This window comes from Pseudoxanthomonas sp. PXM02, assembly GCF_014851805.1.
Taxonomy (GTDB): domain Bacteria; phylum Pseudomonadota; class Gammaproteobacteria; order Xanthomonadales; family Xanthomonadaceae; genus Pseudoxanthomonas_A.
The window spans coordinates 999747-1018458 of sequence record NZ_JACVAK010000002.1; the positions used below are offsets into that span (position 1 = coordinate 999747).

The following is an 18712-nucleotide window of genomic DNA, read 5'->3' on the forward strand; positions in this document are numbered from 1 at the left end:
CGCGCCTTTCCCCTGTTGGAGCAGATTGAATGAGTGCCCGAATCCCCACGCTGGACATCACCCGTTTCGATACCGACCGCGAGGCCTTCGTCGCCGAGCTGGGCGCGGCGTATCGCGAATGGGGTTTCGCCGGCATCCGCAACCACGGCATCCCGCAGGCGCAGATCGACGCGGCCTACGACGTGTTCAAGCGTTTCTTCGCGCTGCCCGACGATGCCAAGAAGCGCTACCACGTGCCCGGCAGTGGCGGTGCGCGCGGCTATACGGCCTTCGGCGTGGAAACCGCGAAGGACTCCAAGCATTTCGACCTGAAGGAGTTCTGGCATATCGGCCGTGAGATCCCGGACGATTCGAAGTACCGCGAGGTGATGCCGCCGAACCTGTGGCCGGATGAAGTGCCCGGCTTCCGCGAACACGGCTATGGCCTGTATCAGGCGCTGGACCAGCTCGGTTCGCGCGTGCTGTCGGCGCTGGCCCTGCACATCGGCCTGCCGGAGACCTACTTCGCCGACAAGACCGATTCCGGCAATTCGATCCTGCGCCCGATCCACTACCCGCCAATCACCGCCGACGACATCCCGAACGTGCGTGCCGGTGCGCATGAAGACATCAATCTGATCACGTTGCTGGTCGGCGCCAGTGCCGCCGGCCTGGAAGTGCGCTCGAAGCAGGGCGAGTGGGTGCCTTTCACGTCGGACGCCGACACCATCGTGGTCAACATCGGCGACATGCTGCAACGCCTGACCAACCACGTGTATCCGTCGACCACGCATCGCGTGACCAACCCGCCGGGCGAACAGGCGCGCCAGCCGCGCTATTCGGTGCCGTTCTTCCTGCATCCGAACCCGGACTTCCTGATCGACGTGCTGCCGTCCACGATTACGTCCGACAATCCGAAGCGTTACCCCGAGCCGATCACGGCACAGGGCTATCTGGAAGAGCGCCTGCGCGAGATCAAGCTGAAGTAGGGCGGGTCCAGGTTCGCCATCGCGACGCCCCACGACGCCGGGATCTCCCGGCGTCTTGCGTTTCCGGATACATCAGTCCAGTGGCCGCACCTTGCGCGAGTTGCGCGCCATCATGCCCAGCGCCAGGCGGTGCGGCAGCAGTTTCACGATGGCGTGCATCAGCCGGTAGCGCCAGCCGGGGACCACCAGCACGTCGCCGCGCTCGTTGCCCTCGATGCCGGCGCGCGCCACGTCGGTCGCCTGCAGCCACATCGTCGGCGACACCCGCATGCGCGCGCGCGTGCCGGTGACGTCATGGAACTCGGAATAGGTGAAGCCCGGGCACAGCGCGGTGGCGTGCACGCCGCGGTCCGCATTCTCCAGGGCCAGCGCTTCGCTGAACTTCAGCAGGAAGCTCTTGGCTGGGGCATACAGGGTCTGTCCATCGGCGGCCGGCATCAGGGCGGCAAACGAGGCGACGTTGAGGATGCGGCCCTGGCCCGACTTGCGGATGGAGGGGAGCAATCGCCAGGTCAGTTCGCAGACCGCCGTCACCATCACCTGCAGAAAGGCGGCATGGTCCTCCCACGCGCTGCTGCGGTAGCGTCCGGGCACGCCATAGCCGGCGTTGTTGACCAGGATGCGGATCGCCACGCCGCGCCGCTCAAGTTCGGCCACCAACGCCGCGGGCGCCGCCGGATCGGCGAGGTCCGCCGCCACGATCTCCACCGGCACCTGTGCCTGCAGTTCCGTCGCCAGCGCCTGCAGGCGCTCCGCACGGCGCGCCGTCAGCACCAGCGGAACCCCGCGCTTCGCGTACTCCCGCGCGATCTGCTCGCCGATGCCGCTGGAAGCGCCGGTGACCAGGGCGTAGCCGGCGGGAGAGGTGGGGCGGTCGTCTGGCATGGTGGGTCCTGGCTGGATGGCGTGTCGCAGCGCACGATAGCGCGCCGGGTAGGTCCGCCGGACAACATCGGCTAGACTGCGCGACCCGAACTGGACAGGAATTGGTCTTATGCGTCGCAAGCTCGTGGCCGGCAACTGGAAGCTCCATGGCTCTCGCGGTTTTGCGACGGCGCTGATGGACGAACTGGTCGCGGGTCTGCCGCTGGACGGCGTGGATCTGCTGATCCTGCCCCCGCTGCCCTACCTGGGCGAGTTGATCGAGGACTACGGTGACCGCGGCGTGGCCTTCGGCGCGCAGGATGTCAGCAGCAACGAGAAGGGCGCCTACACGGGTGAAGTGTGCGCGGCCATGCTGGTGGACGTGGGCGCGCGCTACGGCTTGGTCGGCCACTCGGAGCGTCGCCAGTACCACAACGAAAGCAGCGAATTCGTCGCGAAAAAGTTCGTCGCGGCCAAGAATGCCGGCCTCATTCCGGTCCTTTGCGTGGGCGAGACCGAACAGCAGCGCAAGGACGGGCAGACCGAGTTCCGCATCCAGAAGCAGCTGCAGGCCGTGTTCGACCTGGCCGGTCCGCAGGCCTTCGACGGGGCCGTGGTGGCCTACGAGCCGGTCTGGGCCATCGGTACCGGCCTGACCGCCACGCCGGCCCAGGCGCAGGCGGTGCACGCGTTCATCCGTGGCGAAGTCGCCGCGCGCGATGCTAGAATCGCCGGCTCGTTGCCCGTCCTGTACGGTGGCAGCGTCAAGCCCGACAACGCCGCGGAACTGTTCTCGCAGCCCGATGTCGATGGAGGGCTGGTGGGCGGCGCTTCCCTGGTCGCCCGGGATTTCCTGGCCATCGCGCAGGCGGCGGCCGGTCGGGGGTGACCCCGGCACGACCGGCCCATCGGGGCCGGGCGACTCAACCGGTTGAGACTGATTCCAAATGTGGATGTTGATCCTGAATGTGGTGTACGTGCTGGTGGCCATCGCCATCATCGCGTTGGTGCTGATGCAGCGTGGTTCCGGCGCGCAGGCCGGCTCGGGCTTTGGTGGTGGCGCGTCCGGCACGGTGTTCGGTGCCCGCGGCGCATCGAACTTCCTGTCCAAGAGCACCAAGTGGCTGGCCATCGCGTTCTTCGGCATCAGCCTCTTCATGGCCTGGTACGCGACGCATAGCGCGCGTCCGACCACGCAGCAGAACCTTGGCGTGATGTCCGAACTGCCGGCGGCTCCCGCCGCGCCGGTGGGCGAACTGCCGAAGCCGTCGACGGTTCCGAGCACGCCAATCCAGCAGGCACCGGCGGCCCCGGCCGACAGCGTGCCCGCCGCACCGCAGGAAGCGGCGCCGGCGACCGAGACGCCGCCGGTGACGCCGCCGCAGGGCGGCTGATCACGGCTACAATGGCGGGGCGCGCTGAAAGCGTCGCGCAGGTTTCAAAGCCCAGGTGGCGGAATTGGTAGACGCACTACCTTGAGGTGGTAGCGGCGAAAGTCGTAGGGGTTCGAGTCCCCTCTTGGGCACCAATACGGCGGGTCGACGGCAACGTTGATCCCGCAACGGAAAAACCCGCCTTCTGGCGGGTTTTTTCTTTTGCCAAGTGCGGCGATAAAGGCCGGTAATCGTTTACTAGCAAGTTCACAAACCGTTACAATCCCGCCGATTCATCGGGTGCCCGGTACGTGTTGCGGAAGGGCTCCCGCCGAAGATGGGCCCGGTGGTTGCGCCACGAGTCGTTCACGGCGCAGGCCGTGGGCGGGCGATGCAAGCCCCATTCATGCCGTGCCGCGTCGTGCGCGCCGGCGGATAGGACAAGAAGAGACAAGCGAGTGCTGGCCAATTACCTGCCCACCCTGTTGTTCCTGATCGTCGCCACCGGCATCGGCATCGCGCTGATGGTGGCCGGTCGCTTCCTCGGCCCGCGTCGCCCCGACGCCCAGAAGCTGTCCCCGTACGAATGCGGCTTCGAGGCCTTCGAAGACGCGCGCATGAAGTTCGACGTGCGCTACTACCTGATCGCCATCCAGTTCATCGTCTTCGATCTGGAAATCATCTTCATTGTTCCGTGGACGCTGGTGTTCCAGGAGCTGGGTCCGCGTGCGTTGGTCACGATGGGCCTGTTCGTGGGCATGCTGTTCCTCGGCTTCATTTACGTTTGGAAGAAGGGAGCGCTCGAATGGGAGTGATCCAGACCGTCGACCGTCTGATGAACAACCCGATCCCGGAAGGGCGGGTGGACGACATCCTGCGCCCCGAGGGCGACAACCCGCTGCTGGAAAAGGGCTACGTCACCACCAGCGTCGATGCGCTGATGAACTGGGCACGCACCGGCTCGATGTGGCCGATGACCTTCGGCCTGGCCTGCTGCGCCGTGGAGATGATGCACGCCGGCACGTCGCGCCTGGACCTGGACCGCTACGGCGTGGTGTTCCGCCCGTCGCCGCGCCAGTCGGACGTGATGATCGTCGCCGGCACGCTGGTCAACAAGATGGCCCCCGCGCTGCGCAAGGTCTACGACCAGATGCCGGAGCCGAAGTGGGTCATCTCGATGGGCAGCTGCGCCAATGGCGGCGGCTACTACCACTACTCGTACTCGGTGGTGCGCGGTTGCGACCGCGTGGTGCCGGTGGACGTGTACGTGCCGGGTTGCCCGCCGACGGCCGAGGCGCTGGTGTACGGCATCCTGCAGTTGCAGAAGAAGATCTGGCGCACGCAGACCATCGCGCGCTGATCCTCTTTCCTCCCCCGAATCCTTTCTAGAGCACGCCACGCCCCATGGCTGAGCAAGCTGCAAACTTCACCGACCAGCTGCGCGCCCGTTTTGCGGACGGCACGGTCAGCGTGGCCGAGCCGCGCGGCGAAATCACCCTGGAAGTGCCGTCGGCCTCGTGGCATGCGGTCGCCCTGGCGCTGCGCGACGAGTTCGGTTTCGAACAGGCGGTCGACGTCAGCGGCGTCGACTACCTGGGCTACGGCGACGCCGAGTGGGATACCGCCGACGTGTCGTCCGAAGGCTTCAGCCGTGGCGTCGAGGGCTTCGGCCCCGGTCGTTTCAGCTGGGAGCAGCGTCCGCGCGACGCCGCCCGCCCGAACCGTTTCGCCGTGGTCCTGCACCTGCTGTCGTACCAGCACAACCGTCGCCTGCGCGTGCGCTGCTTCGCGCCCGACGATGGCCTGCCGGTGGTGGCCTCGGTTTGCGACGTGTGGCCGGGCATGAACTGGTTCGAGCGCGAAGCGTTCGACCTGTACGGCATCATCTTCGAAGGCCATCCGGACCTGCGCCGCATCCTCACCGACTACGGTTTCGTCGGCCATCCGTTCCGCAAGGACTTCCCGCTGATCGGCAACGTCGAAGTCCGCTACGACGAAGAGAAGAAGCGCGTGGTGTACGAGCCGGTCACCTCGGTGGAGCCGCGCGTCGGTGTGCCGCGCGTGATCCGCGATGACGCGCGTTACCAGACCGCCGCCGGCGAAGCCGCCGCGCGCGAGGGCAAGGCATGAGCAATCCGCAATCCGGCGTCGCGTTCGCCAGCAGTCCTGCCGAAGCCAAGCAGGAAATCCGCAACTACACGTTGAACTTCGGTCCCCAGCATCCGGCCGCGCACGGCGTGTTGCGCCTGATCCTGGAGATGGACGGCGAGACCATCGTGCGTGCCGATCCGCACGTCGGCCTGCTGCACCGGGGCACCGAGAAGCTGGCCGAGTCGAAGCCGTTCAACCAGTCGATCGGTTACATGGACCGCCTCGACTACGTGTCGATGATGTGCAACGAGCACGCCTACGTGCGCGCCATCGAGACCCTGATGGGGATCGAGGCGCCGGAGCGCGCGCAGTACATCCGCACGATGTACGACGAAATCACCCGCATCCTGAACCACCTGATGTGGATCGGCTCCAACGCGCTCGACCTCGGCGCGATGGCGGTCATGCTGTATGCCTTCCGCGAGCGCGAAGAGCTGATGGACTGCTACGAAGCGGTCAGCGGCGCGCGCATGCACGCGGCGTACTACCGTCCGGGCGGCGTGTACCGCGACCTGCCGGACCACATGCCGAAGTACAAGGAATCGCCCTGGCGCAAGGGCAAGGCGCTGAAGCAGTTCAACCAGGCGCGCGAAGGTTCGCTGCTCGACTTCCTGGAAGACTTCACCAACGAATTCCCCAAGCGCGTCGACGAATACGAGACGCTGCTGACCGACAATCGTATCTGGAAGCAGCGCACCGTCGGCATCGGCGTGGTCGCGCCGGAGCAGGCGCGCGCGTGGGGCATGACCGGCGCGATGCTGCGCGGTTCGGGCATTGCGTGGGATTTGCGCAAGAAGCAGCCGTACGCCAAGTACGACGTGGTTGATTTCGATATCCCGGTCGGCGTCAACGGCGACTGCTACGACCGCTACCTGGTCCGCGTCGCCGAGATGCGCCAGTCCAACCGCATCATCCAGCAGTGCGTGAAGTGGCTGAAGGCCAACCCCGGCCCGGTCATGGTGCAGAACTTCAAGGTCGCGCCGCCCTCCCGCGAGGAGATGAAGGACGACATGGAAGCGCTGATCCACCACTTCAAGCTCTTCAGCGAAGGCTACTGCGTGCCGGCCGGCGAGACCTACGCCGCGGTCGAAGCGCCGAAGGGCGAGTTCGGTTGCTACCTGGTGTCCGACGGCGCCAACAAGCCTTTCCGCGTGAAGTTGCGCGCGCCGGGCTTCGCGCACCTGTCCTCGATGGACGAGATCGTGCGCGGCCACATGCTCCCCGACGTCGTCGCGATGATCGGTACCTATGATCTTGTCTTTGGTGAGGTGGACCGATGAGGGCCACGGGTAATTTCGAGGCGGCGCAGAACGTCGATCCGTTGGTGGCGTTGAGCGACAAGACGCGCGCGCACATCGATCATTGGCTGACCAAGTTCCCGCCGGACCGCAAGCGTTCCGCGGTGCTGCAGGGCCTGCATGCCGCGCAGGAACAGAACGAGGGCTGGCTGACTGACGAGCTGATCGCCGCGGTCGCCAAGTACCTGGACCTGCCTCCAGTCTGGGCGTACGAAGTCGCCAGCTTCTACTCGATGTTCGAGACCGAGAAGGTCGGCCGCAACAACGTCGCGTTCTGCACCAACATCAGCTGCTGGCTCAACGGTGCCCAGGATCTGGTCGCGCACGCGGAGAAAAAGCTGGGCTGCAAGCTGGGCGAATCCACCGCCGATGGCCGCGTGTTCCTGAAGCGCGAAGAAGAGTGCGTGGCCGCGTGCTGCGGCGCGCCGGTGGTCGTGATCAACGGCCACTACCACGAGAACCTCACGCCGGCGAAGGTCGACGAGCTGCTGGACGGGCTGGAGTAAGCGCATGGCAGGCCATTCCCACTATTCTGAAGGCTACGGTCCCGTCGGCCCGGCTCCCAAGGAGCACCAGGCCGTCTACACCACGCTGCACTTCGACAAGCCCTGGTCGTACGAGAACTACCTGAAGACCGGCGGTTACGCCGCGCTGCGCAAGATCATCGAAGAGAAGATCCCGCCGGCCGACGTCGTCGAGATGGTCAAGCAGTCCGGCCTGCGTGGCCGCGGCGGCGCGGGTTTCCCGACCGGCCTGAAGTGGAGCTTCATGCCCAAGGGCGACATGCAGAAGTACATCCTCTGCAACTCGGACGAATCCGAGCCGGGTACCGCAAAGGATCGCGACATCCTGCGCTACAACCCGCACGCGGTGATCGAGGGCATGGCGATCGCCTGCTACGCCACCGGTTCCACCGTGGGCTACAACTACCTGCGCGGCGAGTTCCACCACGAGCCGTTCGAGCACCTGGAAGAAGCCACCGCCGAGGCCTACAAGCACGGCTGGCTGGGCAAGAACATCCTCGGCTCCGGCGTCGACATCGACCTGTACAACGCGCTTGGCGCGGGCGCCTACATCTGCGGCGAAGAAACCGCGCTGATGGAGTCGCTGGAAGGCAAGAAGGGCCAGCCGCGTTTCAAGCCGCCGTTCCCGGCCAACTTCGGTCTGTACGGCAAGCCGACCACGATCAACAACACCGAGACCTACGCCTCGGTGCCCGCCATCGTGCGCAATGGCGCCGAGTGGTTCATGAACCTGGGCAAGCCCAACAACGGCGGCTGCAAGATCTTCTCGGTCTCCGGCCACGTCGCGAAGCCGGGCAACCACGAGATCCGCCTGGGCACCTCGTTCGCCGACCTGCTGGAACTCTGCGGCGGCATGCGCGAGGGCCGCAAGCTCAAGGCGGTGATCCCGGGCGGCTCCTCGATGCCGGTGCTGCCGGGCGAGGTGATGATGGGCCTGACGATGGATTACGACAGCATCCAGAAGGCCGGCTCCGGCCTGGGTTCCGGTGCCGTCGTGGTGATGGACGACACCACCTGCATGGTGCGTGCGTGCCAGCGCATCGCGCGCTTCTACTACAAGGAAAGCTGCGGCCAATGCACGCCGTGCCGCGAAGGCACCGGCTGGATGTACCGCATGCTGACCCGCGTGGCCGAGCACAAGGCGACGATCGAAGACCTGCAGACGCTGCGCGCGGCGGCGGGACAGATCGAAGGCCACACCATCTGCGCGTTCGGCGAAGCCGCGGCGTGGCCGGTGCAGGGCATGCTGCGCCACTTCTGGCACGAATTCGAATACGCGATCGTCAACAAGCGTTTCCTCGTCGATGACGAGCGCGACGGCACGGTGGTCCGTTCCAACCTGGAGGTGGCCGCGTGAGTGCGCAGCCCGTGAATCCGAACCTGCCGCCGGACCATGTCACCGTCTTCATCGATGGCGTGGAGATGGCCGCACCGAAGGGTTCGATGATCATCCAGGCCGCCGACAAGGCCGGCATTCCGATCCCGCGCTTCTGCTACCACGAGAAGCTGCCGATCGCGGCCAACTGCCGCATGTGCCTGGTCGAAGTCGAGAAGATGCCGAAGCCGGCGCCGGCTTGCGCCACGCCGGTGATGGACGGCATGAAGATCGCCACGCGCAGCGACAAGGCGTTGAAGTCGCAGCGCAACGTGATGGAATTCCTGCTGATCAACCATCCGCTGGACTGCCCGATCTGCGACCAGGGCGGCGAATGCGAACTGCAGGATCTGTCGCTGGGTTACGGCCGTTCGGTCAGCCGTTTCCAGGAACGCAAGCGCGTGGTGCCGGACGAGGACATCGGTCCGCTGGTCGCCACCGAGATGACCCGCTGCATCCAGTGCACGCGTTGCGTCCGCTTCACCGCGGACGTCGCCGGCACCTACGAGCTGGGAGGCATGTACCGCGGCGAGAACCTGCAGATCGGCACCTATGACGGCAAGCCGCTGACCACCGAGATTTCCGGCAACGTCATCGACGTCTGCCCGGTGGGCGCGCTGACCAACAAGGTGTTCCAGTTCCGCGCCCGTCCGTGGGAATTGATCGCACGCGAATCCGTCGGCTTCCACGATGCGATGGGTTCCAACGTGTTCTACCACTCGCGCCGTGGACAGGTGCTGCGCACCGTCCCGCGCGAGAACGAAGCGGTCAACGAGTGCTGGCTGTCGGATCGCGACCGCTACTCGCACCAAGGGCTGTACGCCGACGACCGTGCGGTGAAGCCGCTGCAGAAGGTCAATGGCGAGTGGCGCGAAGTGTCTTGGGCCGAAGGTCTGGCCGCCGCTGCTGAGATTCTGCGCGCGAACCGTGGCGACAGCCTGGGCGTGCTGGTGCATCCGGCGGTGTCGAACGAGGAGGGCGGCCTGCTGGCCAAGCTCGCCGACGGCCTCGGTACCGGCAACCTGGACCACCGCATCAACAACCGCGACTTCTCCGATGGCGCTGTGGCCGAACCGTTCGCGCTGCCGCTGGCGGAGATCGAGCAGGCCGACGTCATCGTGCTGTACGGCACCAACCTGCGCCACGAATTGCCGCTGCTGCACCAGCGCCTGCGCAAGGCGGTCCGCAAGGGCGCCAAGGTGCACGTGGTCAATCCGGTCGATTTCGATTTCGCCTTCGGCATCGCCGGCAAGCACATCGTGGCGCCGTCGAAGCTGGGCAGCGCGCTGAACGACGCGGCGCTGCGTGACGCTGGCAAGGCCGCCAACCGTGCAGTCGTGATCGTCGGCGGCATCGTCGAGAACCATCCGCAGGCCGCTTCGCTGCGTGCCGCTGCGACGGACTACGCGTCCGCGACGGGTGCTTCGCTGTGCCGCATCCCGCAAGGCGCGAATGCCGTGGGCCTGGCACGCCAGGGCGTGCTGCCGAGCGGTCGCGACGTGGCCGGCATGTTCGCCGAGCCGCGCAGCGCCTATGTCATCTACGGCATCGAGCCGGGCCTGGATTTCGCTGATACCCCGGGTGCCAGCCGTGCACTCGCCTCGGCCAAGGTCGTGGCGTTCAGCCACTTCGCCTGCAAGTCGACGCGCGATGTGGCGGACGTGATCCTGCCGATCGGTCTGCTGCCGGAAATCGATGCGACGCTGACCAATCTCGATGGCAAGGACCAGCGCACGCAGGCCGCCGGCAAGCTGCCGGGCGAGGCGCGCGAAGGCTGGAAGGTGCTGCGCGCAATGGGTGGCGAACTGCAGTTGGCCGGCTTCGAATTCGCAGACGCCGCCGGCATGCGTGACGCCATCGGCACCGCCAAGACCGTCGCCATCGCCAAGTCCGCGGCACCCGCCGTCGCCGGCGAGGGTCTCGAGCTGGCCGTGACGGCTGCGATCTACCGCACCGACGGCACCGTCCGCCGCGCCGAGGCGCTGCAGGCGCATCCGCTGAACGTGGGCGACCGGATCGTGCTGAACCCTGCGGATGCACAGGCCGCCGGTGTCGCCGAAGGCCAGGTGGCCAAGGTGGGCAATGGCATCGGCACCGCCGCACTGCCGGTGGTGGTGGACGCCCGCGTCGCCGCAGGCGCCGCCTGGATCGAGAGTGGCTACGGCGCCACGGCACCGCTGGGTGCCGGACGCGTCACGGTGGTGAGCGCATGAACGAGATGTTGATCAACGCGGTCGGCCCCCTGCGCGAGTGGTTCTTCGGGCTGGGCGACATCGGCATGATCCTGTGGATCGTGCTGAAGATCCTGGTGATCACCATGCCGGTGATCATCTCGGTGGCGTTCTACGTGGTGTGGGAGCGCAAGCTGATCGGCTGGATGCACGTGCGCCACGGGCCGATGTACGTGGGCATGGGCATCTTCCAGGCCTTCGCCGACGTCTTCAAGCTGCTGTTCAAGGAAATCATCCAGCCCAGCAGCGCGCAGAAGACGATGTATATCCTGGCGCCGCTGATCACGCTGGCGCCGGCCTTCGCCGCGTGGGCGGTGGTGCCGTTCGACTACCAGCTGGTGCTGTCGAACGCCAATGCCGGCCTGCTGTACCTGCTGGCGATGACCTCGCTGGGCGTGTACGGCATCATCATTGCCGGCTGGGCGTCGAACTCGAAGTACGCCTTCCTCGGTGCGATGCGATCCGCCGCGCAGGTCGTCAGCTACGAAATCGCCATGGGCTTTGCGCTGGTCGGCGTGCTGATCGCGGCTGGCAGCCTCAACCTGACCGACATCGTGATGGCGCAGGCGGGTGATTCCGGCTTCTTCGAGTGGTTCTGGCTGCCGCTGTTCCCGCTCTTCATCGTGTACTGGGTGTCCGGCGTCGCCGAAACCAACCGCTCGCCGTTCGACGTGGTGGAAGGCGAATCGGAAATCGTGGCCGGCCACATGGTCGAGTATTCGGGTGCGGCGTTCGCGCTGTTCTTCCTGGCCGAATACGCCAACATGATCCTGGTCAGCTTCCTGGTGTCGCTGTTCTTCCTGGGCGGCTGGCTGAGCCCGCTGCAGGGCTGGATCACCGCCGACGTGTCGCCCTGGATCAACTGGATCTGGACCGGCGGCTGGCCGTGGCTGCTTCTGAAGGTCCTGTTCTTCGCCAGCGCCTACATCTGGTTCCGTGCCAGCTTCCCGCGCTACCGCTACGACCAGATCATGCGGCTGGGCTGGAAGGTGTTCATTCCGCTGACCATCGTGTGGATCGCGGTGACGGCGCTGCTGGTGTTCTTCGGCGTGTTCGAGAAGGGTGTGTAAGACATGAGCAAGGTTGTGCACTACTTCAAGAGCCTGATGCTGCTGGAACTGCTGCAAGGCCTGTGGCTGACGCTGAAGTACACCTTCAAGCCGAAGTACACGCTGATGTACCCGATGGAGAAGTTCCCGCAGTCGCCGCGCTTCCGCGGCCTGCACGCGCTGCGCCGCTATCCGAACGGCGAAGAGCGCTGCATCGCCTGCAAGCTGTGCGAGGCGGTCTGCCCGGCGCTGGCGATCACCATCGATTCGGCCCCGCGAGAGGACGGCACCCGCCGCACCACGCGCTACGACATCGACCTGTTCAAGTGCATCTACTGCGGCTTCTGCGAGGAAAGCTGCCCGGTGGACTCGATCGTGGAAACGCACGTGCTGGAGTACCACTTCGACAAGCGCGGGCAGAACATCGTCACCAAGCCGCAGCTGCTGGCGATCGGAGACCGGCTGGAAGCCGAGATCGCCGAGCGCCGCGCCGCCGACGCCGCCTTCCGTTGAGGTCCGAAGAATGGATTGGGTCCTGATCAGCTTCTACACTTTCGCCACCGTCGCGGTCATCGCCGCCGGCGCGGTGATCAGCGTGCGCAACCCGGTGCATGCCGTGCTGTGCCTCATCCTGACGTTCTTCTCGGTGGCCTGCATCTGGCTGCTGGTCGGTGCGGAGTTCCTGGGCGTGGCCCTGATCCTCGTCTACGTGGGCGCGGTGATGGTGCTGTTCCTGTTCGTGGTGATGATGCTCGACATCGACGTCACCGCCATGCGCGAAGGCTGGGTCAGGTTCCTGCCGGTCGGCCTGCTGGTGGCCATCGTCATGCTGGCGCAGATGCTGGTGCTGATCGGCATCAAGGCGAAGATGGCGGTGCCGTTCCAGGACAATGCCGCGTCCGCCGCGGCGGACGTGTCCAACACGGCCTGGCTGGCGCGGACGCTGTTCACCGAATTCCTGCTGCCGTTCGAGTTCGCCGCCGTCATCCTGACCGTGGCCGTCGTGGCCGCCGTGATGCTGACGCTGCGCAAGCGCACCGGCATCAAGACGCAGGATCCGGGAGAGCAGTCGCGGGTCAAGGCGCGCGACCGCATCCGCATCGTGTCGATGCCGGCCGAGAAGCCGGTGCGCGAAACGCCGGCCAGCGCGCCGGTGGAAGGGGAGGGCAAGGCATGATTTCCGTAGGCCATCTGCTGGCGCTCGGCGCCGTGTTGTTCTGCATCAGCCTTGCGGGCATCTTCCTCAACCGGAAGAACGTCATCGTGCTGCTGATGTCGATCGAACTGATGCTGCTGTCGGTGAACATCAACTTCGTCGCGTTCTCGCGCGAACTGGGTGACGCGGCCGGCCAGATCTTCGTCTTCTTCATCCTGACCGTGGCCGCAGCCGAGGCCGCCATCGGCCTGGCGATCCTGGTCACCCTGTTCCGCACCCGGCGCACGATCAACGTGGCCGAAGTCGATACGCTCAAAGGCTGATGCACCGATGACCGGTATGGAAGTCCTCCTCTCCAAGAACGTGCTGCTGGCCATCGTGCTGGCGCCGCTGCTGGGCAGCATCATCGCCGGCCTGTTCGGACGCATCGTCGGTCGGGCGGGTGCCCACACGGCGACCATCCTCGGCGTGGCCACCAGCTGCGCGCTGTCGTGCTGGGTGCTCTACCAGTTGGTCGCGCAGGGCGCGTCGCCGTTCAACGAGAACCTGTACACCTTCTTTGAGGTGGGCAACATCAGCGGCCACGTCGGCTTCATGATCGACAAGCTGACCGCGATGATGATGGTCGTGGTGACCTTCGTATCGCTGCTCGTGCACCTGTACACGATCGGCTACATGGCCGAGGATCCGGGCTACCAGCGCTTCTTCAGCTACATCTCGCTTTTCACCTTCAGCATGCTGATGCTGGTGATGAGCAACAACTTCCTGCAGCTGTTCTTCGGCTGGGAAGCCGTGGGCCTGGTCTCTTACCTGCTGATCGGTTTCTGGTTCAAGCGCCCGACGGCGATCTTCGCCAACATGAAGGCGTTCCTGGTCAACCGCGTGGGTGACTTCGGCTTCCTGCTCGGTATCGGCTGCGTCCTGCTGATGTTCGGCACGCTGGACTACGCTACCGTGTTCGCCAACGCGTCGCTGCTGGTGGGCAAGGCCGTGCCGGTGTGGTCGGGCGCGATCACCTTCTTCGGTCACACGACGCAGCTGCTGGACCAGCCGGTGATCTGGTCGATGGCCACGCTGACCTGCATCTGCCTGTTCATCGGTGCCATGGGCAAGTCGGCGCAGGTGCCGCTGCACGTGTGGCTGCCGGATTCGATGGAAGGCCCGACCCCGATCTCTGCGCTGATCCACGCGGCGACCATGGTGACCGCGGGCATCTTCATGGTGGCGCGCATGTCGCCGCTGTTCGAACTGTCGCAGACGGCGCTGGACTTCGTGCTGTTCATCGGTGCGACCACAGCGCTGTTCACGGGCCTCATCGGCATCGTGCAGAACGACATCAAGCGCGTGGTGGCCTATTCCACGTTGTCGCAGCTCGGCTACATGACCGTCGCGCTGGGCGTGTCGGCGTATTCGGCCGCCGTGTTCCACCTGATGACGCACGCGTTCTTCAAGGCGCTGCTGTTCCTGGCTGCCGGCAGCGTGATCATCGGCATGCACCACGAGCAGGACATGCGGAAGATGGGTGGCCTGCGCAAGTACATGCCCGTCACCTGGATCACCAGCCTGATCGGCACGCTGGCGCTGGTCGGTACGCCGTTCTTCTCGGGCTTCTACTCGAAGGACACCATCATCGAGGCCGCCAAGCACCACCAGCATGTGGCGCACGAGGTCGGCAAGGAAATGACCGAGATGGGTGTGATGGCCGCACAGGGCTACCAGGGGCCGAGCGAGTGGATCGCGACCTATGGCTATTGGGCGGTCATGCTGGGCGTGTTCGTCACCAGTTTCTACAGCTTCCGCCTGCTGTACCTGACCTTCCACGGCAAGGAGCGCTTCCGTGATGCGCACGCCGATCATGGGCACGGTCACGACGCGCACCACGATGCCGCGCACGACGATCACGGTCATGACGACCATGGTCACCACGGTGCCCACGAGCCGCACGAATCCCCCTGGGTGGTGACGGTGCCGCTGGTGCTGCTGGCGATCCCGTCGATCTTCGTCGGCTTCTTCACTATCGGTCCGATGCTGTTCGGTACCGACTGGAGCGGCCACCACGAGGCCACGCCGTTCTTCCTGGGCGCGATCGACTTCCTGCGCCTGGATCCGAACACCGCGATCTCGGCGCGCGACACGGTGATGTCGCTGAAGGAAGAGTTCTGGCACGGCCCGATCGATTACGCGATCCATGGCATGAAGATGCCGCCGTTCTGGCTGGCGCTGGGCGGCTTCCTGCTGGCGACGTTCCTGTACCTGTTCAAGCCCGAACTGCCCGGCAAGATGCGCCACAGCAAGGTCGGCGCCTTCCTGACCAACATCCTGGACAAGAAGTACTGGGCCGACCACCTGTGGATCAACGGGTTCGCCGGCGGTGGCGTGAAGCTGGGCAAGGCGTCCCGCGCCTTCGACAGCCACGTGATCGATGGCGCCGCGGTGAACGGCACGGCGAAGCTGGTCGACCTAGGCTCGCAGCTGCTGCGCAAGACCCAGTCCGGCTACCTGTACCACTACGCGTTCGCGATGATCGTCGGCCTGATCCTGCTGTTGGGCGTCGTCATCAAGTTTTGGCAGTAACGACCTGGCGCCGCCCCGAGCGGAGCGTCCTGGCGAAGAACTCAACGGATAACACAACGTGTCGAACTGGCCCCTGCTTAGTGTTCTGATCTGGCTGCCCATCCTGGGTGGCGCGCTGGTGCTCGCCGTAGGCAACGCCCGCGCCGATGCGGCCCGCTGGCTGGGCCTGGCGGTCGCGGTGCTGACCTTCGTCTTCAGTATCGGACTGCTGACCGGATTCGATTACGCGAACCCGGGCCTGCAATTCATCGAGACCCGCGCCTGGATCCCCAGCTTCGACATCCACTACAACCTGGGTGCCGACGGCATCGCGGTCGCGTTGCTGCTGCTCAATACGTTGATTACCGTGCTGACACTGGCGGGTGCGTGGGGTTCGGTGAACAAGCGCGTGGCCCAGTACGTGGCTGCGTTCCTGATCCTGGAAGGCCTGACCAACGGCATCTTCGCGGCCAGCGATGCGGTGCTGTTCTACGTGTTCTTCGAGGCGATGCTGATCCCGATGTTCCTGATCATCGGTGTATGGGGCGGTCCGCGCCGCATCTACGCATCGCTGAAGTTCTTCCTGTACACCTTCCTCGGCTCGGTGCTGATGCTGGTCGGCCTGGTATACCTGTACATCAAGGGTGGCAGCTTCCAGCTGGCTGATCTGTACGCGATGCCGCTCAATGCGAAGGAACAGACCTGGCTGTTCTTCGCTTTCCTGATCGCGTTCGCGGTCAAGATCCCGATGTTCCCGGTGCACACCTGGCTGCCGGACGCGCACGTCGAAGCGCCGACCGCCGGTTCGGTGATCCTGGCGGCGATCGCGCTGAAGATCGGCGGCTACGGCCTGCTGCGCTTCAGCCTGCCGATCGTGCCCGACGCCGGCCACGAGTGGGCGATGTTCATCATCGTGCTGTCGCTGATCGCGGTGGTCTACGTGGGCCTGGTGGCACTGGTGCAGGACGACATGAAGAAGCTGATCGCCTATTCGTCGGTCTCGCACATGGGCTTCGTCACCCTCGGCATCTTCATCGCCTTCAGCCTGGTGCGCGACTACGGCAACCTCGATGGTGCACGCCTCGGCCTGCAGGGCGCGATGGTGCAGATGATCAGTCACGGTTTCATTTCCGGCGCGATGTTCACCTGCGTCGGCGTGCTCTACGACCGCATGCACACCCGCATGATCAAGGACTACGGTGGCGTCATCAACACGATGCCGTGGTTCGGTGCCTTCTTCATCCTGTTCGGCATGGCCAACTCCGGCCTGCCGGGCACCAGCGGTTTCGTCGGCGAGTTCATGGTCATCCTGGCCAGCTTCCAGCAGCACCCGCTGATCGCGTTCTTCGCGGCCACCACGCTGGTGATCGGTGCGGCCTACACGCTGTGGCTGGTCAAGCGCGTGATCCTCGGCGATGTAGCCAACGCGCACGTGGCCGAACTGAAGGACGTCTCCCTGCGCGAGGCGGCGGTGCTGGGTGGTTTCGCGGTCTGCGTCCTCGCGCTGGGCGTCTATCCCAAGCCGCTGACGGACCTGATGGAGCCGTCGATCGCGCAACTGGCGATGCAGCTCGCCAACAGCAAGCTGTAAGGAAGAATCATGACGACGCCGATGCCCATCTCCGCCGCCGACCTGCAGCCGCTGCTGCCCGAACTGACCCTGATCGGCGGTGCGTTCGCGCTGCTGATGCTGGACCTGTTCCTGGACAATTCCCGCCGCATCATCACTCATGCCATTGCGCTCGTCGTCATGGCCGTCGTGGTGTGGATGCTGGCCACGGGCGTGGGCGGGCAGGGCACCGTGTTCAGCGGCATGTTCGTGCGCGACACGCTGGCCGACGTGAGCAAGGTGGTGATCGTCGCGGTCAGCGCGCTGTCGCTGGTGTACGGCTGGCCCTACCTGCGCGAGCGCAACCTGTATCCGGGCGAAGCGCCGGTGCTGGTGATGTTCGCCACGGCCGGCATGATGATGATGGTGTCCGCCGGTAGCCTGGTGATGGTCTATCTGGGTCTGGAACTGCTGGCCCTGTGTTCCTACGCGCTGGTCGCGCTGAACCGCGACGACGGTCTGTCGACGGAAGCGGCGATGAAGTACATCGTGCTCGGTTCGCTGGCCTCGGGCCTGCTGCTCTATGGCATGTCGCTCGTGTACGGTGCGACCGGCTCGCTGCACCTGCCGGCCATCTTCGACGCCACGGGTGCCGCACTGGGGGGCAGCAGCGATGCGCGCATGCTCCTGCTCACGGGCGTGGTGTTCATGGTGGCGGGCGTGGCGTTCAAGCTGGGCGCAGCGCCGTTCCACATGTGGCTGCCCGACGTCTATCACGGCGCCCCGACACCGGTGACCCTGTTCATCAGCGCGGCGCCGAAGCTGGCCGCGTTCGGCATGGCGTTCCGCCTGCTGCAGGACGGCCTCGGCCCGGCCGCGGCGCAGTGGCAGTGGCTGCTCGCCGGCCTGGCGGCCGCGTCGCTGGTGATCGGCAACGTCATCGCCATCGCGCAGACCAACCTCAAGCGCATGCTCGCGTATTCCACGGTGTCGCACGTTGGCTTCCTGCTGGTCGGCTTCGCCGGCGGTGGCGAAGTCGGCTATTCGGCCGCGCTGTTCTATGCGATCAGCTACTCCATCATGTCGGCGGCGGCGTTCGGCGCGATCATCGTGCTGTCGCGCCAGGGGTTCGAAGCCGACAGGATCGACGACTTCAAGGGCCTCAACGCCCGCAACCCGTGGCAGGCAGGACTGGTGCTGTGCGTGATGGCCTCGCTGGCCGGCGTGCCGCCGTTCCTGGGCTTCTGGGCCAAGCTCGTGGTGCTGGGCGCGGCCGTCAATGGCGGCTTCCTGTGGCTGGCCATCGTCGGCGTGCTGTGCGCCGTGATCGGCGCGTTCTACTACCTGCGCGTGATCAAGGTGATGTACTTCGACGAGCCGGTAGGCGAGGTTCCGCCGCCGCGCACCGACCGCGTGGTGCCGATGGTGTTCGGCGTCAACGCGCTGGCCCTGCTGGCATTGGGCATCGCCTGGAACCCGATCATGGCGTGGTGCAAGCTGGCCTTCGCCGGCTGAGGCGTAAAACCCTCCGTTTTTCCTGCCGGCAGGGTGCTGCCGGCTCGCGCGATGAACGCGATGTTTCAAGTTGGTGCATGACAAGGCTTGCAATGCACCGGCGTAT

The 18712-nt window shown here is 65.5% G+C and carries 18 protein-coding genes and 1 tRNA gene; 18 read left to right on the forward strand and 1 reads right to left on the reverse strand.

Translation table 11 applies throughout. From position 1 onward, the window contains the following. Window positions 1–29: 29 nt before the first annotated feature. Window positions 30–968 carry an isopenicillin N synthase family oxygenase gene (locus tag IB225_RS13365; protein WP_192311700.1) on the forward strand — a complete coding sequence of 313 codons (939 nt, stop codon included), beginning with the start codon at window positions 30–32 and terminating at the stop codon, window positions 966–968. Between the two features lie 72 nt (window positions 969–1040). Here the strand turns inward: IB225_RS13365 and IB225_RS13370 are convergent, their stop codons facing one another. After that, window positions 1041–1853 (reverse strand): SDR family NAD(P)-dependent oxidoreductase, encoded by an 813-nt coding sequence (locus IB225_RS13370; protein WP_192311701.1) that lies wholly within the window; start codon window positions 1851–1853, stop codon window positions 1041–1043. 109 nt (window positions 1854–1962) lie between these two features. Here IB225_RS13370 and tpiA point away from each other — a divergent pair, with 109 nt between their 5' ends. The 17 genes from tpiA (at window position 1963) to nuoN (ending at window position 18606) form a co-directional block, all read left to right on the forward strand. Further along, window positions 1963–2721 (forward strand): triose-phosphate isomerase, encoded by a 759-nt coding sequence (gene tpiA / locus IB225_RS13375; RefSeq protein ID WP_192311702.1) that lies wholly within the window; start codon window positions 1963–1965, stop codon window positions 2719–2721. Between the two features lie 58 nt (window positions 2722–2779). Beyond that, window positions 2780–3226: a preprotein translocase subunit SecG gene (secG, locus tag IB225_RS13380; protein WP_192311703.1), complete on the forward strand. Its 447-nt coding sequence runs from the start codon at window positions 2780–2782 to the stop codon at window positions 3224–3226. A gap of 49 nt (window positions 3227–3275) precedes the next feature. After that, a tRNA-Leu gene (locus tag IB225_RS13385) sits at window positions 3276–3360 on the forward strand. Window positions 3361–3663: 303 nt separating this feature from the next. Next, complete coding sequence (locus tag IB225_RS13390; protein WP_055943822.1) at window positions 3664–4020, forward strand: NADH-quinone oxidoreductase subunit A; 357 nt, start codon at window positions 3664–3666, stop codon at window positions 4018–4020. Further along, window positions 4011–4565, forward strand: coding sequence for an NADH-quinone oxidoreductase subunit B (locus tag IB225_RS13395; RefSeq protein WP_055943825.1), 555 nt, complete (start codon window positions 4011–4013; stop codon window positions 4563–4565). The genes IB225_RS13390 and IB225_RS13395 overlap by 10 nt, the downstream gene beginning before the upstream one ends. A gap of 44 nt (window positions 4566–4609) precedes the next feature. Further along, a complete protein-coding gene (locus IB225_RS13400) occupies window positions 4610–5335 on the forward strand; it encodes an NADH-quinone oxidoreductase subunit C (RefSeq protein WP_192311704.1) in 726 nt (241 codons plus the stop codon). Beyond that, window positions 5332–6636 carry an NADH-quinone oxidoreductase subunit D gene (locus IB225_RS13405; protein ID WP_192311705.1) on the forward strand — a complete coding sequence of 435 codons (1305 nt, stop codon included), beginning with the start codon at window positions 5332–5334 and terminating at the stop codon, window positions 6634–6636. Before IB225_RS13400 ends, IB225_RS13405 begins: the two co-directional genes overlap by 4 nt. Continuing rightward, complete coding sequence (gene nuoE / locus IB225_RS13410) at window positions 6633–7160, forward strand: NADH-quinone oxidoreductase subunit NuoE (RefSeq protein WP_192311706.1); 528 nt, start codon at window positions 6633–6635, stop codon at window positions 7158–7160. The genes IB225_RS13405 and nuoE overlap by 4 nt, the downstream gene beginning before the upstream one ends. A gap of 4 nt (window positions 7161–7164) precedes the next feature. Further along, the gene (gene nuoF, locus IB225_RS13415; RefSeq protein ID WP_192311707.1) at window positions 7165–8535 is read left to right on the forward strand and encodes an NADH-quinone oxidoreductase subunit NuoF; all 1371 of its coding nucleotides are present in this window, start codon (window positions 7165–7167) and stop codon (window positions 8533–8535) included. Then, complete coding sequence (gene nuoG, locus IB225_RS13420; RefSeq protein ID WP_192311708.1) at window positions 8532–10766, forward strand: NADH-quinone oxidoreductase subunit NuoG; 2235 nt, start codon at window positions 8532–8534, stop codon at window positions 10764–10766. The genes nuoF and nuoG overlap by 4 nt, the downstream gene beginning before the upstream one ends. Then, a complete protein-coding gene (gene nuoH / locus IB225_RS13425) occupies window positions 10763–11854 on the forward strand; it encodes an NADH-quinone oxidoreductase subunit NuoH (protein ID WP_192311709.1) in 1092 nt (363 codons plus the stop codon). The genes nuoG and nuoH overlap by 4 nt, the downstream gene beginning before the upstream one ends. A 3-nt stretch (window positions 11855–11857) precedes the next feature. After that, on the forward strand, window positions 11858–12346 hold the full coding sequence (gene nuoI, locus IB225_RS13430; protein ID WP_162108528.1) for an NADH-quinone oxidoreductase subunit NuoI: 489 nt from the start codon (window positions 11858–11860) through the stop codon (window positions 12344–12346). Window positions 12347–12356: 10 nt separating this feature from the next. Continuing rightward, a complete protein-coding gene (locus IB225_RS13435; protein WP_192311710.1) occupies window positions 12357–13010 on the forward strand; it encodes an NADH-quinone oxidoreductase subunit J in 654 nt (217 codons plus the stop codon). Further along, window positions 13007–13312: an NADH-quinone oxidoreductase subunit NuoK gene (gene nuoK, locus IB225_RS13440; RefSeq protein WP_056881218.1), complete on the forward strand. Its 306-nt coding sequence runs from the start codon at window positions 13007–13009 to the stop codon at window positions 13310–13312. The genes IB225_RS13435 and nuoK overlap by 4 nt, the downstream gene beginning before the upstream one ends. 16 nt (window positions 13313–13328) lie before the next feature. Then, on the forward strand, window positions 13329–15563 hold the full coding sequence (gene nuoL / locus IB225_RS13445) for an NADH-quinone oxidoreductase subunit L (protein ID WP_192311711.1): 2235 nt from the start codon (window positions 13329–13331) through the stop codon (window positions 15561–15563). A 58-nt stretch (window positions 15564–15621) separates the two neighbouring features. Then, entirely contained in the window at window positions 15622–17133 is a 1512-nt protein-coding gene (locus IB225_RS13450) for an NADH-quinone oxidoreductase subunit M (protein WP_192311712.1), read from the forward strand. A 9-nt stretch (window positions 17134–17142) separates the two neighbouring features. Further along, window positions 17143–18606: an NADH-quinone oxidoreductase subunit NuoN gene (gene nuoN, locus IB225_RS13455; RefSeq protein ID WP_192311713.1), complete on the forward strand. Its 1464-nt coding sequence runs from the start codon at window positions 17143–17145 to the stop codon at window positions 18604–18606. The last annotated feature ends 106 nt before the right edge of the window (window positions 18607–18712 follow it).